We start from the raw sequence: 13551 nt of genomic DNA, 5'->3' as shown, positions 1-13551 counted from the left end.
CGAGCCGTGCCCCTGATGTGGCTCCCACAGGCGGCCCTACGCCCCTCCAAAATTTATGGAAAAAGAAGACCTCATCCGGAAAGCGAGCCATTACGTTGCCGCTCTTTTTAAGGAGAAATTGTCAAAGAAGCTGGTTTACCACAACTACAAACACACGTTTGAGGTAGTGCGCGAAGCCCGTTCCCTGGCCGAAGAACACAGACTGCCCGAAGAAGAGATGGAAATCCTGCTGCTGGCGGCCTGGTTTCATGACACCGGCTACATTAACACGTACAAAAATCATGAAGACGAAAGCGTAGAGTTTGCCACCACGTTTCTGCGCGCCAACCAATACCCAGAAGACAAGATCACGGAGGTGGCCCGCTGCATCATGGCCACCAAGAGCGGCCAGCTGACCCACCAACTAGCCGAAGACATTCTGGTAGACGCCGACATTTCCAACATTGGCAAGCCCACTTTTTTTGCGCAGGCAGAACTTTTGCGCGTGGAGTGGGAAATCTACCTAGACCAGACCTTCTCAGACATAGAATGGGCCCAGTACCAGCTGGACTTTCTGTTGTCTGTCACCTTTAGGACGCAGGCGGCGCAGAACCGTTTCTCCAAGCAGCTCAACAAGAACATACAGGAGCAGCGCGCCCACCAGAAGGAGCTTACCAAGAAATCCAAGAAGAAGGAAAAGGAAGACCGCAAGACCCTGGCCCAGCCCAAGCGCGGCATTGAGACCATGTTCAAAAGCACTTATGACAACCACATCAGTCTAAGTGCCATAGCAGACAATAAGGCCAACATGATGATCAGCCTCAACGCCATCATCATGTCCATCATCATCACGTACCTGGGTACCAAGAGTTCCATCATTGGCTCGCAGTTCACGCGCAACCCGGTGCTCATGATTCCGGTGGGCATTCTGCTGGCTACGTCGCTGGCCTCAGTGATCTCGGCCATTATCTCTGCGCAGCCAGAAGTGACCAGTTTCAGGTTGAAGCCCAACAAACTCAAAAGCCGGAGAATCAATCTGCTGTTCTTCGGGAATTTCACCAAGATTCCCCTGGATGACTTCCAGAGCGGCATGCATGAGATCATGCGTGATAAGAATGCGCTCTACAACAACATGATTACAGACATTTATTACCTAGGTGATGTGTTGAGCAAAAAGTACCGCTTGCTGCGCATTTCCTACACCATCTTCATGATTGGCATTATCTTAACCGTGGTCTCCTTTGTGATTGCCATTGCCCGATAAGAACCTCTTTTAACAAAAACAGAAGCGGCCGTAAGTTAAGTCTTACGGCCGCTTCTGTTTTTAGCCTCTTTTCTGGAAAATAACCCAAAAACGGCTTAGGAGATTTTGCTGGTTTGCATCTGCTCACAGAGTTCTTTCAGGCGCTTTAAAGACTTGCCCATGAAGTCCCGCATCTGCTTGCGCCCGAAGAAGTCATAGAAGTAGTCGCCCACAGACACGCGGCTGTAATGGAACTCCAGGGTAAGCAAGGTGGTATGCGGACCAGTGGCATACGCTTTTAGAAACAGCAGGGCGTTGGGAAACATCTTAAAGTTGGTGATCTTCTCAATGTACTCCACGTGGTCATCACTCATCTTGAACTGCAGCGTCTGTATCTCTATGACGCCGCCCTTTTCCATCTCGCATTTGCAATACGTGCCGGATCGGTCGCTTTTGGTAATGTCATACTGGGCCGTTTTCATGCCCTGCATCCAGGCGGGCTTTAACCGGTAGTTTCTAATGACGCGGCCCACCAGTTCTACCGGGGCGTGCACCTTGGCCTCCAGAGAGAACGTGTTGGGGTACTGGTGCCGGTTGTGTTCTGCCTCTGGGTCTGTGACCAGCAGGCGCAGGGGCGTCAAGAAGGCATACTTATAGCGCACCCGCCCCATGTGCTCATATTCTGTGGAGCCTTCCTTGAGCTGGGTCCATTCAAAGCTCTTCTCCACGGCCTCAGGATTCTGAGTGTTCAGGTAGCCCTCGCTCAAGAGCACGTATTCTGAGCCTTCAATGTTGTTTTTCAAGAGCCGGTGCGCCAGAATTACGTCCATGCCCATGAGTTTGGTGTAGTTCCTGATCTGCGTGACACTGATGCGGCCGTAGTGGGCTACAATCTTGAGCGTGAGTTTGTTTTCAGAGAGGTGAGTGCCCAGCAGAGAGCCGTCGCGCTCCATGATTTTGAGGTAATTCTGGAAATCCAGGAAAATCTGTTTGCATTGGTTTACCATCTCATCAATGGTAGGCGGCGCGCCCAGCTTGTAGAAAAGAATGGCATCGCCTTGAATTTCACACACCTCCAGATTAAGAATATTGGCTTCTATAATGGTCTCTAAAAGGTCTGCAATGAGGTTACGGCTGTACTTGATTTTATTCTCATGCATGAACCGCGTAAAGCCACTTATATCTGGAATAAACAGCAAGGCGGGCTGGGTGTCATCAGCCTCATCTGGTAAAAAAGCACTGTTCATTTCAGGGAATTCCATGCGGGGGTTCTTGTACTATTCTTAAAGGGCCGGCCTTACGGCGCCTCAGCCTAAGTTGGTCAGGTGGCTTTGACGCTTATACGGAGATACCGCCTTTTCCTTTGCCTGCTTTCTGGCTGTTTCAAAGATTTTTTCAGGAATTCAGCTTTATTTTATACCGCTGTTGCTCCTACCCGCCTTTAGAGATGTAGAAAGCCCAAAAACGGGGCATAAAAAAAGTCAAGGCCGCCCTTCAACAGGCTAACCTTGACTCCAATGTAATAAGAGAAAGACTGCTTACGCGTTGTTCTCAGCGTTTTTTGGCTTGCGGCCTCTTTTAGCGCCTTTAGGTCTGTTCATTGTATCAGGAATCTGATTCAACGCCTCGTTCATCTGGCTGAAAATGCCTAGCATTAATTGAACGTCTTCCACGTTTTGGCAGTCGCGGATAACTTCCATTTGCATTTTGTCAAGCTTGCTTTTTAGTTGCTCTCTCATAGTGATGCTTTTTTTCTTGAGTAGAAATTAATAGGTGAGACAAAATTAGAAATAACTCCCATTAATCAAATAATTATCTAACGTTTATTAGAATTAAAAAGGCAATTAGATTTTAATTAATTAAAAATAACGCGCTCATTCCAATTACAAATAAGGCATTTATGATTTACCTCTGTTCATCTTAATAAAAGCATTTTCTAGCATCATACACATTGATTGAGTTTCTATAATTGCTGATTCATACAAAGCAGTGGTGGGTATTCTTTCATTGGCGTTGCTGTAAAAACTGGTGCGGGTAGCGGTATTTTTACTACTTTTGTTTTGCGCCCAGGCGCTTGGCTGTGTAGTTCAACGGATAGAATAGACGTTTCCTAAACGTTTGATCTGGGTTCGATTCCCGGCGCGGCCACTTTCTTTCCTCCCCGCCCTTTCTGAACCTCATTGGCAGCGCTGCTTTCAGTAGTCATGGCTTATAGAAGATTTTCCTTTTTCTGTTTCCCTTCAGGTGGCTGCTGCCTTATAGTATTGCTAACTATAGAAAATACTCAAGCGCTATTCTATTACAGATCACGCAATTAGGATAGTATTTCAAGGCTTTCTTTCCAAAAGAAATAAAGCCAGAATGCTTCATTCCTGTGCTTGTTGCAAAGGAACATCTACTACACAAAACCAGCCGAAGACATTATATTTTCAGGGTTGACACAGGGCGAAAAAGGCATAAAAAAAGGCAAAGCGTTTTAGCGCTTTGCCTTTCTTATTATTATAGGGTCAGTTTATCGTAAAATAACCTTTCGTACTTCACTGTATTCCTCGGCGTCTAATTTCACGTAGTAAAGTCCTTTGGCAAGCTTGTCTAAATCAACGGACTTTACAAAATGACTGGACGGATCTGGAACCACCTCGCGGTACACAATATTGCCAATCACATTTAAAATACGCAATTCAGTTTTCTTTCCTTCAAAACCTTCCAGGGAGATATTGATTACTCCATTGGTAGGGTTAGGAAACACGTTGACAGAGCGGGCTTCTGCCTCTGCTTTTGCCTCTACTTTGACGTCAGCGGGGAGCGGAGTGTTTTTTCTGACTTGCGCCGGAAGCTGGTAAAAGGAAAGGCAAACTATTACTAGAAGTATAAGGTGTTTCATGCGAATCTTTTTGTCTTGAGCACTTAAAAATATATCACGTATTTCCTCTAGTTTTAACGCAGAAGCCCTAAAATTAGTTTTGTATTTTACGCAAGCACTTGGCCTTTTTAGCCGGTAGACAGAATTTTTCATTGTATTTAATCAATAAAAGCAGCGGCAGCCATGCAAAAACCAGACGCAGTGATCATAGGAGGCGGTTTAGCAGGTCTAATAACGGCGTTGCAACTATCAGGCCAGGGTAAAAATATTGTACTGCTAGAGAAAAAACAGTTTCCATTCCATAAGGTTTGCGGCGAATACATCTCCAATGAGGTACTGCCGTTTCTGCAGCAACTGGGCATACAGCCACAAGCCTTAGGGGCGGCTAACATTCACCAGTTTAAGCTCACCTCGCCCAGCGGTAAGGTATTAAAAGCTCCCTTGGACTTAGGAGGTTTCGGGCTGAGCCGTTACACTCTGGACCATCACTTGGCCCAACTAGCCCAGACCCAGGGCGCGCGCATCTGGCAGCAGGCCACGGTCACGCAGGTAGAGTTTACTCAAAACCAGTTCATGGTGCAGCTAGCCGATGGGCAGGAGTTCCAGACGCCCGTGGTGGTAGGCGCCTATGGCAAACGCAGTACCCTGGACCGCCGCCTGAACCGCCAGTTTTTTTCGGGGCGCTCTCCTTACCTGGCCGTTAAATACCACGTGCGCAAACAACTACCCAAAGACGAGATTGCCCTGCACAACTTCAAAGACGGGTACGCCGGCATCTCTGCCATTGAAGATGACAAATTCTGTTTCTGTTACCTGACTACCCGGCAAAATCTAAGACAACATGGCACCATTGCCCAGATGGAGCAGCAGGTACTACAGCAAAACCCGTTTCTGAAGGACATTTTTCAAAATAGTGAGTTTTTATACCCACAGCCCGAAGTCATCAATGAAATCTCCTTCGCCCCTAAAAGCTGCGTGGAGAATCACCTGCTCATGGCCGGTGACACGGCTGGTTTGATCACGCCGCTTTGCGGAAACGGCATGGCCATGGCCATCCACTCGGCGCAGTTGGCGAGCGAGCAGATCATGACCTTTCTGAACGGCCAGCAGACCCGCCACCAGATGGAAAGCAACTACACCCGGCAATGGCAGCAGCATTTTGGCAGCCGTTTACGCACGGGACGGCTGGTACAGCGCCTGTTTGGGCAGCCGTTCTTGTCTGAACTGGCAGTGAGCGGCCTACAGCGGTTACCAGCAGCGGTGAGGTTCATCATGCGGCATACCCATGGCCAACCCTTTTAAGGCAGGCAACCACGGCGGCAACAATGCACGTATGCAATGCAGAAGTTTCCCTGGCCTGCTCAAAACAAATACTCCTTAAATTGCTTATACTTAAATTATGAAGAGTTACCTCTGCGCCATCGGGACGGCCAATCCGTTTCACGCCCTTCCTCAGCAACAAATAGCTGACTTTATGGCCAGTGCTCTTCAGCTGGATGAGCAAGAGACCCGCAAGCTCAAAGCCCTCTACCGCCTCTCGGGCATTAACACGCGGCACACGGTGCTGGAAGATTACGGCAAGCAAAACGGAGAATTCACCTTCTATCCCAACACGCCAGGCCTGGAGCCTTTTCCGGCGGTGGGCAGGCGCATGCAACAGTTTCAGGAGCACGCGGTGCCTTTGTCTGTACAGGCCTCTGAGGACTGTTTTAACCAAGTACCCAATTTCACGGCAGCGCAGGTCACTCACCTCATCACGGTAAGCTGCACGGGCATGTACGCCCCCGGCCTGGACATTGAGTTGGTGCAAGCGCTTGGATTACCGGCCACCGTACAGCGCACGTGCGTGTATTTTATGGGGTGCTACGCCGCCTTCAACGCCATTAAAGCGGCAGACGCCTTCTGCACGGCAGACCCGGCCGCCCGCGTGTTGATTGTCTGTACCGAACTCTGCACCCTTCACTTTCAAAAGCACAAAGAAACTGATCACCTGGTGTCCAATGCCATTTTTGCCGATGGTTCTGCAGCCGTGCTGGTAAGCGCTGAGCCTTTGACAAACACGGCGCTTCGGCTGGAAGCCTTTCATTGTGATTTGGCGCCCTCGGGCCAGCGCGAAATGGCCTGGCACATCCATGACTTCGGGTTTGAGATGACGTTGTCTTCTTATGTGCCGGCGCTCATCAAAGAAGGCATTGGCCAGCTTACCCAGTCCCTGCTCCAAAAACTCAACTTGAAACTGCAGGAAATAAAGCTCTTTGCCATACACCCCGGCGGGCGAAAGATTCTGGAAGTGATTGAACAGGCCCTGGGCCTGACGCCCCATGACAACCGCTACGCCTACCAGACCTTACGGCAGTTTGGCAACATGTCATCGGTGACGGTACTGTTTGTGCTGCAGGCGCTGCTACAGGACACGCAATCCGCCCAGCACCAGGAACCGGTTCTTAGCTTTGCGTTCGGGCCGGGCCTTACCTTAGAATCCATGCTCTTGTCTGTGCACCATGTGGCGTGAGCGCAGCACCCAGCCAGAGCTCATGGATGATCTTACCCTGGCCTCTGATGCCCTGCGCCAAAACCTGAAAGAACTGGAAATCATCAACACCTATCTGGGGGGGCATGACGTGGTCCGCAACGGCCTGGACCGACTCTTGGCGCATCCGTTTTTGGGCACTTTTTCTGGAAAGACGCTAAAAATAGCAGATCTGGGCAGCGGCGGCGGTGACACGCTGCGCATGGTGGCGCAGTGGGCCAGAAAAAGAAATCTACCCGTGGACTTGGTGGGCATAGATGCCAACGCCTTTATGGTAGCCTACGGCCAGCAACACAGCCAACAGTACCCAGAGATTCGGTTTGAGCAGGCAGACGTCTTCTCAGAACAGTTTGCCCAGGAGAAATATGATATAGTCATTTGCAGTCTGTTCCTGCACCATTTCACAGATGATGGACTGGTTCAGCTTTTCTCGGGGCTGCGGCAACAGGTGCGCATTGCCGTGCTCATCAATGACTTGCACCGGCACCCGCTGGCCTTTTATTCCATCAAAGCACTCACCAAGGCTTTCTCACACTCACATTTGGTAAAGCATGATGCACCATTATCAGTGGAGCGTGCGTTTATAAAGCAAGATTGGCAAAGGCTCCTGCCGCGGGCCGGGGTGCCGCAGTTTGAGTTGCGGTGGCGCTGGGCGTTCAGATGGCAGGTGGTTTTTGGCCCGTTTCTAGGAAAACAGCCTAAAAACGAGTAACTTAGTTTATCACCAACCCTTTTACCCCATGGGCCGAAGTTCCTCCAAGTCCTCCATTCAATTCTGGTTTTTGATCATTGCGTCTGTTCTGTTGTCTGCCTTGGTCATCAGCCTTTTCTTAAAAGTAGTAAAAGTGATGTTGTACCTGCTGTTTGTGCTTCTGCTGGTGCCGGTCATCTACCTGTTCCTCAAACGCACGCTCACCCAAGGCTTCTCCAGAGACCGCTTCACCAAACTCAAGACAAGGGACTAAAAATAGATGCTAGATATTAGTAGTTAGATATTAGACTTTTGATTTAGTCTAGAGTCCAATGTCTAAATACTAGCTTCTAACATCTAACATCTTAAAAGAATATCTGCTGGGCTAGCCGGTAGGTGTTGGCGTGGGCTTCTACTATGTCTGCTATGCGGGTGGAGTAGCCGCCGCCCATGCTGGCCACCAAGGGCACGCCGTGCCTAAGGCACAATTCCAGCACTATTCTGTCGCGCTCTTTGCAGCCGGCGGTGGTGAGGGCCAGTTTACCCAGTTTATCCGTGGCCAATACGTCTACCCCGCTTTGGAAGAACACGAAGTCAGGTTCCACGTGGTCCATGAGCCGGGGCAGGTGTTGTTGCAGCAGCGCCAGATAGGCCGCGTCTTCTATGCCATCGGGTAGTTCTACGTCCAGGTCTGAGGTTTCTTTGTGGAAGGGGTAGTTCTTGCCGCCATGCATGCTGAAGGTGAAGACGCGCGGCTCCTGCGCAAATATCTGGGCGGTGCCGTTCCCCTGATGCACATCCAAATCCACTATCAACACTTTCTGCGCCTTCCCTTCATCCAAAAGATACCGGGCACCCAGGGCATTGTCATTGAGGAGGCAGAAACCTTCGCCGCGGTCTGTGAAAGAATGGTGCGTACCGCCGGCAATGTTCATGGCCACGCCAAACTCCAGGGCAAAGTCTGCCGCCTCTACCGTGCCGCCCATAATGCGCACCTCACGGTCCACCAGGCCCTGCGACAGCGGAAAGCCGGTCTTCCTGATTTCTGAGGGTGAAAGTTGCAGCGTCTTGAGCTTCTGCCAATAGTCCTGATCATGCACCCTGAGAATGCGATCCTCGGGCAGCGGACTGGGCCGAAAGAAGTTGGCGTGCGTGACCGTGCCCTCATACAGCAGCTGCTCGGGCAGAAGCTCATACTTGAGCATGGGAAACCGGTGCCCTTCGGGGAGATGGTGCGCGTACTCTTCAGACCAGGCAATTTTAAGCATGAGTTTCTTTCACGGTAAAAGACAAAGGTACTACCCGGCTTCCAAACCCCACCGGGCCTCAGCGTCTGCTTGCAACATTCTTACAGGCTGGCAGTATACTCTACCGGATTCTGCTGATAGTTCTATAACCACCAAACCGGCAAATCTTCTAAAACCTAACATACTATGAAAAAGACTATTCTACTTCTAATAGCGGTTCTTACCCTGGGGGCAGCTCAGGCGCAGGAACGCGTGCTCAACCGAGGCATCATCAACCACCGCGACGGTGACGGCGAGACCGCTCCCACCTATGACAACTCTGGCTTTGGAATTAAAGGCGGCCTGATGTACAACACCCTGCGCGGCGATGGTACTGACGGCATTCAAGGTCTTAAAACGGGCACCAACTGGCACGCCGGTTTCTATTCCCAGTTCAGCCTGAGCAGGTTCTTCTCTGTGCAGCCAGAGATTCTGTATTCGCGCAAAGAGAGCAAGATGGAAGGCGGTTCCATGCGCTTTGACTACATAGAAATACCGGTCATGGGCGTACTGAGCGTGACAGACAATGTAAGTTTGCACGTTGGTCCGCAGGCCGGTGTGCTGATGGCCGTAGAAGAAAACAACAAAGAGATTGACAAGTCTCAGTTCAACAGCTTTGACTTTGGCGCCGCCGCCGGTCTTGAGGCCCGCTTGAGCATTTTCAGGCTGGGTGCGCGGTACTATCTGAGCCTGGCAGACCTGGGTGAAACCGAAGACGCCGGTGATGCCGCCTACAGTGCGTTCAACAACATCAAGAGCGGCAACTTTCAAGTATATCTGGGGGTAGGCTTCTAAAATACTCCCTTCTCATAAACAGAACAGGATGTCACTTTCTTAGAGGCATCCTGTTCTGCTTTTAGGGCCATTGCTTTCCCGCTTCAACCTCCGTTTTTGGCTTGTTTTCTGGAAAATAGCCTAAAAACGAAAGCCCGGCGCAGTTGCTGCGCCGGGCCTTCATTGTATATAATATTTTGATTAACGGTTGTGCACGCCTTCGGCAAACTCCTCAATCATCTTTTTGTTGAAGGCAGGTATGTCTTCTGGTTTGCGGCTGGTCACCAGCCCCTTGTCTGTGACTACTTCTTCGTTCACCCAGTTGGCGCCGGCGTTGGTGAGGTCGGTGCGCAGAGAGGGCCAGCTGGTTACTTGGCGGCCTTTCACGGCGTCGGCTTCAATAAGGGTCCAGGGGCCGTGGCAGATGGCGGCAATGGGTTTTCCAGCCTCGTTGAACGCCCGCACGAACGCCACCGCCTGTTCATTGGCCCTCAGGTAATCTGGGTTCATGACGCCGCCAGGCAGGAGCAGCCCGTCATAGTCAGCGGCCACTACGTCTTCCAGTTTTTTGTCCACGTCAAACTCTTTGCCCCAGTCTTTGGAGTCCCAGGCTTTCACCTTGCCAGACTGCGGCGAAATAATATGCGTCTCAGCGCCGGCTTCTTCCAGGGCTGTCTTTGGTTTTTCCAGTTCTACCTGCTCAAATCCTTTCTCTACTAAAATGGCAATCTTTTTTCCGGTTAGTTTCCCTGACATAGTTGTATACAGTTAAGTCTTTGTTAAAAATTGTATTTAATGTACTTTCATAACCCGCCAATCGTTACATTGTTATCTAAACTATACAAAGCGATGAGGGTACCCGGAAATCTGTTAGTAGCCTTATGCCTGTTGGTGGGCCTAGCCAGCAGCCGAGGCGCGGTGGCGCAGAATGCCCACGTGCCCGTCATTAAACTTGCGCAGCTGCAACACTACCTGAACTCCTCTGCAGACACCACTTACATTATCAATTTGTGGGCCACCTGGTGCAAGCCGTGCATAGAGGAGATTCCTCATTTTGAGGCCCTGCAAAAGCAATATGCCAACCAACCGGTAAAGGTGCTGCTGGTGAGCCTGGACTTTGCCAAAGACCTGGACAAAAAGGTGATTCCCTTCGTGCAGCGCCGCCAACTCAAAAGCACCGTGCTTCTGCTAGATGAACCAGATTACAATTCCTGGATAGACGCCTTTGACCCTGCCTGGAGCGGCGCACTACCGGCAACCTTGTTTTTTAACAACGCCAAACAACAGCGACTCTTTGTAGAAAAGCCGCTCACGCCCGCCCTACTGCAAGAATACCTTTCCACCAAATTCTCCCTTAAACCTTAGCCTTATGCAAAGACAATTCCCCCTCCTGCTGCTCTTGCTGAGCGTATTTGCCCTGCTTACCTCTGCCATGGTGGCACAGAATGGTTATCAAGTTGGTGACGTAGCCACAGACTTTACCCTGAAGAACGTGAACGGCCAGATGATGAGCCTGAAAGACCAGAAGAACGCCAAAGGCTACGTGGTCACGTTTACCTGCAACACCTGCCCTTTTGCCAAGCTGTATGAAGACCGCCTCATCCAGTTGCACCAGAAATACGCCCCGTTAGGGTACCCGGTGGTGGCCATCAATCCCAATGACGTGACTGCCTCGCCCGGCGACTCTTTTGAGCAGATGCAGAAGCGCGCCAAAGACAAGAAATTTCCGTTTGCCTACCTCCAGGACGAATCCCAGGAAGTAACCAAACGCTTCGGGGCTACCAGAACCCCACACCTGTACATCCTGCAGAAAACCAGCCAAGGCCAATGGAAGGTAGCCTACATTGGCGCCCTTGACAACAACGCCGGCGACCCAGAGAAAGTAACGGAGCGCTACGCCGAGAACGCCCTCAACAGCCTGCTAGCCAACCAACCCATCGCCCAGACCTTCACCAAAGCCATAGGCTGCACCATTAAATGGCGAGCCTCCGCACAATAATAGTTTCTTCTTGATTTAAATGCCCAGGTCGTTTTTGGGCAGTTTTCCAAGAACTAGGCAAAAAACGAGCACAGACACTCCCAGGAACTGCGCACACTACAAGGTCATTGTAGGAACAGCAGATGCGACGGCTGGCAGAAGAAGGCAATGCGTGGGAGACAAGGCGGTGCCGTTGTCTCTACAAAAGTCGTCTGCAGGGCGATGAAGGCATTGCAACGGTTCCAACACCACTCCGCCAGCCCTTGACCGAGGGCAAAGAGACTGGTCAATCTAAGTCTCTTTGCCCGAGGGAGAAAGTAATGGCCTCTCATTTGGCAGAGGCGTAAGCCCGCTCTGAAACGGATTACTTCTCACGGTGCGCCTCTGTGAGTCCCCGCCCTGTCCGAGCGGTCAGCGAGTTCGGGGGCTCTTGATTCTTTTGGTTACTTTTCTCATCAAGGAGAAAAGTGACAAACGCCCGAACGGAGAGTTAAGAATTAAAAGTTGAGAAGCAGGAGTTGCATGTAATTGCCAATGGAAAGGCAGTCCTGGTAGCTGGTGAAAACACCAACGACGGCGGAAGAAAATGACCAAATTATGTAAACACCCCTCTGCGCTCCCCTAAAGGGGAGAATCCTCACTGCCTCAAACTCGCCTTTGGGCAATCCTTAAGGGGAGAATGTGCAATTAGCACTAGCAGTTCTGGATGGAAGCGCCTTACCTTCCTATACAATACCCGCCTTCTCCTCCTCCTGAGAAAACCACTGCTTCTCGCCGGCCAGCCGGGCCTCTGCCTCAAACCGGTTGTCATAATACCCAACCCGGAGAGACTCCAGCAGGTACAGCCACAGAAACCGGAAGAACCCATATTCCTGAAACTGACGCACATGGCAGAGCTCATGGGCTACCCAGTGGCGATTTTTAAGAAAGGTATCTTTGGAAACCCCGCTCAGGTGAATAGATTTGCCCAGCACCATGGCCACGTTGGTACTCTTGAGTTTCCAGCGGGCAATGCGCGCGAACAGCGAGTTCTCTATAATTTTTATGTTTTCTAAGGCCGGCTCCATCTTTTCCATTTGGGCTAATTATACGGCTCTCCCGGCTTTTATGCTACTTTTCAGCACCATTCTCCATCCTTCTCCTGCTTTTATACAAAAAAGATTGCTTAAACGATTTGGTTTTTAAAAGGTTGCGAGGCTATCTTTGTTTCTGAAGGTTTTCTGTAAAAAAGTTAAAAACCTCTGTAAAGGCCTCTTCCTGTTTTGCATTGCCGTGAGGCAATAACTGTTGGAAATGCCGCAAGTAACCCGCAGCAGACGGCGCTACTTGATGTTTCACCATTAAAACAGATGATGAAAAATTACATCATTTCTGCTTTGGCAGTCACCGCATCCCTACTTTCGTTTTTCTATGAGGCCCCGGCCTCTAACTCGAATGCGTACAACCAGGCATCCAACAGCACCCAGGAAGACATGGTGCAGGAATGGGTACTAGAGCACAACGGCTTCGCCTCTGAGGAGACGGCCGCCGCCGCTGGTTCTGAAGTAAAAACCGCCAAAGTCCTTACCGCCAAAGACTCCCTTGTCTATAACTACTACTCCCAAACCCTGGGCGTTAAATTGGATTACGAAGAAGACCAAGCCTTCTTGAAAACCGTCACCGAGTGGATTGGCACCCCGTACCGCTCCGGCGGAAGCACCCGAAAAGGCACCGATTGCTCTGGCTTCGTTTCTAAAGTGTACAAGCAAGTGTACGGCATCACGCTCACCCACAGCTCCCGCTCCATGTTCACGCAGGTGAAACGCGTAGCCAAAGCAGGCATGGACACCGGCGATTTGGTGTTCTTCCGCCGTGGACCGGGCCAGCCCATCTACCACGTAGGCATCTACCTGAAAGACGGCAAATTCATCCACTCGGCCACCCGGGGCGGCGTCATGATCAACTCCCTCAACTCAGCTTATTACAAAAAGTATTTTTACGCAGCCGGCAGAGCCATCTAAGCAGCTTTTACCCGCGTCATACACCACAAAGGCCAGCCTCTACTCAGGGGCTGGCCTTTGTGGTTACAGGAGCATCGTTTTTGTCCTTATTTCCAGAAAAGAGGCCAAAAACGGGTTAACTATTTAAGGGGAAAGCAGTATAGCCAAAGACCACTGCCGCCCGGGCTTTTCACCACCTCTTGTTTTAGAACCTCTCTACAGCAGAAG

The 13551-nt window shown here is 50.6% G+C and carries 15 protein-coding genes and 1 tRNA gene; 10 read left to right on the top strand and 6 right to left on the bottom strand.

Features of this window, described 5'->3' with window-relative positions:
* Window positions 1–55 precede the first annotated feature (55 nt).
* A complete protein-coding gene (locus GU926_RS14465; RefSeq protein ID WP_160693115.1) occupies window positions 56–1243 on the top strand; it encodes a Pycsar system effector family protein in 1188 nt (395 codons plus the stop codon).
* Window positions 1244–1338: 95 nt separating this feature from the next.
* On the opposite strand, the gene GU926_RS14460 is transcribed toward GU926_RS14465, so the two are convergent.
* On the bottom strand, window positions 1339–2484 hold the full coding sequence (locus tag GU926_RS14460) for a DUF2652 domain-containing protein (protein WP_160693113.1): 1146 nt from the start codon (window positions 2482–2484) through the stop codon (window positions 1339–1341).
* Between the two features lie 276 nt (window positions 2485–2760).
* The gene (locus tag GU926_RS14455) at window positions 2761–2961 is read right to left on the bottom strand and encodes a hypothetical protein (protein ID WP_160693111.1); all 201 of its coding nucleotides are present in this window, start codon (window positions 2959–2961) and stop codon (window positions 2761–2763) included.
* A 337-nt stretch (window positions 2962–3298) separates the two neighbouring features.
* On the opposite strand from GU926_RS14455, the gene GU926_RS14450 reads away from it, so the two are divergent.
* Window positions 3299–3370: transfer RNA gene (locus tag GU926_RS14450), tRNA-Arg, on the top strand.
* A gap of 364 nt (window positions 3371–3734) precedes the next feature.
* Here the strand turns inward: GU926_RS14450 and GU926_RS14445 are convergent.
* Window positions 3735–4106, bottom strand: a complete 372-nt coding sequence (locus GU926_RS14445; RefSeq protein ID WP_160693109.1) for a T9SS type A sorting domain-containing protein — start codon at window positions 4104–4106, stop codon at window positions 3735–3737.
* A gap of 162 nt (window positions 4107–4268) precedes the next feature.
* On the opposite strand from GU926_RS14445, the gene GU926_RS14440 reads away from it, so the two are divergent.
* From GU926_RS14440 to GU926_RS14425, 4 genes are all read left to right on the top strand, one after another.
* Complete coding sequence (locus GU926_RS14440) at window positions 4269–5387, top strand: NAD(P)/FAD-dependent oxidoreductase (RefSeq protein ID WP_160693107.1); 1119 nt, start codon at window positions 4269–4271, stop codon at window positions 5385–5387.
* Between the two features lie 97 nt (window positions 5388–5484).
* A complete protein-coding gene (locus tag GU926_RS14435; protein WP_160693105.1) occupies window positions 5485–6597 on the top strand; it encodes a type III polyketide synthase in 1113 nt (370 codons plus the stop codon).
* A complete protein-coding gene (locus GU926_RS14430) occupies window positions 6587–7327 on the top strand; it encodes a methyltransferase domain-containing protein (RefSeq protein WP_232058344.1) in 741 nt (246 codons plus the stop codon). Before GU926_RS14435 ends, GU926_RS14430 begins: the two co-directional genes overlap by 11 nt.
* A 28-nt stretch (window positions 7328–7355) precedes the next feature.
* Window positions 7356–7580 (top strand): hypothetical protein, encoded by a 225-nt coding sequence (locus GU926_RS14425; RefSeq protein WP_160693103.1) that lies wholly within the window; start codon window positions 7356–7358, stop codon window positions 7578–7580.
* Window positions 7581–7671: 91 nt separating this feature from the next.
* Here the strand turns inward: GU926_RS14425 and GU926_RS14420 are convergent, their stop codons facing one another.
* Window positions 7672–8574 carry a histone deacetylase family protein gene (locus GU926_RS14420; protein ID WP_160693101.1) on the bottom strand — a complete coding sequence of 301 codons (903 nt, stop codon included), beginning with the start codon at window positions 8572–8574 and terminating at the stop codon, window positions 7672–7674.
* Between the two features lie 165 nt (window positions 8575–8739).
* Here GU926_RS14420 and GU926_RS14415 point away from each other — a divergent pair, with 165 nt between their 5' ends.
* Complete coding sequence (locus GU926_RS14415; RefSeq protein ID WP_160693099.1) at window positions 8740–9387, top strand: porin family protein; 648 nt, start codon at window positions 8740–8742, stop codon at window positions 9385–9387.
* Between the two features lie 180 nt (window positions 9388–9567).
* On the opposite strand, the gene GU926_RS14410 is transcribed toward GU926_RS14415, so the two are convergent.
* A complete protein-coding gene (locus GU926_RS14410) occupies window positions 9568–10122 on the bottom strand; it encodes a type 1 glutamine amidotransferase domain-containing protein (protein WP_160693097.1) in 555 nt (184 codons plus the stop codon).
* 93 nt (window positions 10123–10215) lie between these two features.
* Between GU926_RS14410 and GU926_RS14405 the strand changes: the two genes are divergently transcribed.
* Together GU926_RS14405 and GU926_RS14400 are read left to right on the top strand one after the other, a co-directional pair.
* Window positions 10216–10731 (top strand): TlpA family protein disulfide reductase, encoded by a 516-nt coding sequence (locus tag GU926_RS14405; protein ID WP_160693095.1) that lies wholly within the window; start codon window positions 10216–10218, stop codon window positions 10729–10731.
* A gap of 4 nt (window positions 10732–10735) precedes the next feature.
* Window positions 10736–11365: a thioredoxin family protein gene (locus GU926_RS14400; RefSeq protein ID WP_160693093.1), complete on the top strand. Its 630-nt coding sequence runs from the start codon at window positions 10736–10738 to the stop codon at window positions 11363–11365.
* A gap of 704 nt (window positions 11366–12069) precedes the next feature.
* On the opposite strand, the gene GU926_RS14395 is transcribed toward GU926_RS14400, so the two are convergent.
* Window positions 12070–12420, bottom strand: a complete 351-nt coding sequence (locus GU926_RS14395; RefSeq protein WP_232058343.1) for a hypothetical protein — start codon at window positions 12418–12420, stop codon at window positions 12070–12072.
* A 273-nt stretch (window positions 12421–12693) separates the two neighbouring features.
* On the opposite strand from GU926_RS14395, the gene GU926_RS14390 reads away from it, so the two are divergent.
* The gene (locus tag GU926_RS14390) at window positions 12694–13344 is read left to right on the top strand and encodes a C40 family peptidase (protein ID WP_160693091.1); all 651 of its coding nucleotides are present in this window, start codon (window positions 12694–12696) and stop codon (window positions 13342–13344) included.
* Window positions 13345–13551: the final 207 nt, after the last annotated feature.

Origin of the sequence: Nibribacter ruber (assembly GCF_009913235.1) — a bacterium.
Lineage (GTDB): Bacteria > Bacteroidota > Bacteroidia > Cytophagales > Hymenobacteraceae > Nibribacter > Nibribacter ruber.
Note: the sequence above shows the minus strand (reverse complement) of the source record. Positions and strands in the feature narration are given on the sequence as shown.

Bases quoted from the DNA above. Each gene is read 5' to 3' on its own strand.
- GU926_RS14465 (WP_160693115.1), top strand. From the start codon at position 56: ATGGAAAAAGAAGACCTCATCCGGAAAGCGAGCCATTACGTTGCCGCT.
- GU926_RS14460 (WP_160693113.1), bottom strand. From the start codon at position 2,484: ATGGAATTCCCTGAAATGAACAGTGCTTTTTTACCAGATGAGGCTGAT.
- GU926_RS14455 (WP_160693111.1), bottom strand. From the start codon at position 2,961: ATGAGAGAGCAACTAAAAAGCAAGCTTGACAAAATGCAAATGGAAGTT.
- GU926_RS14445 (WP_160693109.1), bottom strand. From the start codon at position 4,106: ATGAAACACCTTATACTTCTAGTAATAGTTTGCCTTTCCTTTTACCAG.
- GU926_RS14440 (WP_160693107.1), top strand. From the start codon at position 4,269: ATGCAAAAACCAGACGCAGTGATCATAGGAGGCGGTTTAGCAGGTCTA.
- GU926_RS14435 (WP_160693105.1), top strand. From the start codon at position 5,485: ATGAAGAGTTACCTCTGCGCCATCGGGACGGCCAATCCGTTTCACGCC.
- GU926_RS14430 (WP_232058344.1), top strand. From the start codon at position 6,587: ATGTGGCGTGAGCGCAGCACCCAGCCAGAGCTCATGGATGATCTTACC.
- GU926_RS14425 (WP_160693103.1), top strand. From the start codon at position 7,356: ATGGGCCGAAGTTCCTCCAAGTCCTCCATTCAATTCTGGTTTTTGATC.
- GU926_RS14420 (WP_160693101.1), bottom strand. From the start codon at position 8,574: ATGCTTAAAATTGCCTGGTCTGAAGAGTACGCGCACCATCTCCCCGAA.
- GU926_RS14415 (WP_160693099.1), top strand. From the start codon at position 8,740: ATGAAAAAGACTATTCTACTTCTAATAGCGGTTCTTACCCTGGGGGCA.
- GU926_RS14410 (WP_160693097.1), bottom strand. From the start codon at position 10,122: ATGTCAGGGAAACTAACCGGAAAAAAGATTGCCATTTTAGTAGAGAAA.
- GU926_RS14405 (WP_160693095.1), top strand. From the start codon at position 10,216: ATGAGGGTACCCGGAAATCTGTTAGTAGCCTTATGCCTGTTGGTGGGC.
- GU926_RS14400 (WP_160693093.1), top strand. From the start codon at position 10,736: ATGCAAAGACAATTCCCCCTCCTGCTGCTCTTGCTGAGCGTATTTGCC.
- GU926_RS14395 (WP_232058343.1), bottom strand. From the start codon at position 12,420: ATGGAAAAGATGGAGCCGGCCTTAGAAAACATAAAAATTATAGAGAAC.
- GU926_RS14390 (WP_160693091.1), top strand. From the start codon at position 12,694: ATGATGAAAAATTACATCATTTCTGCTTTGGCAGTCACCGCATCCCTA.